General features: G+C 71.9%; 1 pseudogene. It reads right to left on the bottom strand.

Annotated features, from left to right (window positions below):
• Nucleotides 1-569: pseudogene (locus tag AC5P09_RS52095) on the bottom strand (IS5 family transposase); the annotation flags it as partial.

Here is a 569-nt window from a genome sequence, read left to right as displayed (position 1 = left end):
GCGTACTTCCCAGCGGGTCTCCGTAGGCGGCGGGGTCCGTGGAGCCAGGCGATGGCGGACTCGGCGACCCACCGCACCTGGCCCAGGCCCGAGCCGTGTGGCTGGCCGCGTCGGGCGATCTTCGGTGTGATGCCGCGCTCGCGCAGGCGGCGGCGGTAGATGTCGTGGTCGTAGCCGCGGTCGGCGTATAACGTGCGGGGCCTGCGCCGGGGCCGGCCCCGCTTGCCCCGCACCGGCCCAAGGCTGTCGATCAGGGGCAGGAGCTGATGACGTCGTTGCGGTGACCGCCGGTCAGCGACACCCGCAGGGGGATGCCGTGCGCCTCGGTCAGCACGTGATGCTTCGAGCCCGGCCGTGCACGGTCAACCGGGCTCGGACCGACTTTTGGGCTGCTTCGCCCCCGCTTGGCCTGCACGTGAGACGCATCGATCGTCGCGCGGGAGAAGTCGAGGCGGTCAGCTGCCCGCAACCGGTCCAGCAGCACCCGCTCAAGTTCCTCCCACACCCCCGCCTGCTGCCACTCGGCCAGCCGACGCCAGCAGGCAGGACCGGAACCGAATCCCAACTCC

It is taken from the genome of Streptomyces sp. a15, assembly GCF_059026085.1.
This window is presented reverse-complemented; position numbering and strand designations above follow the sequence as displayed.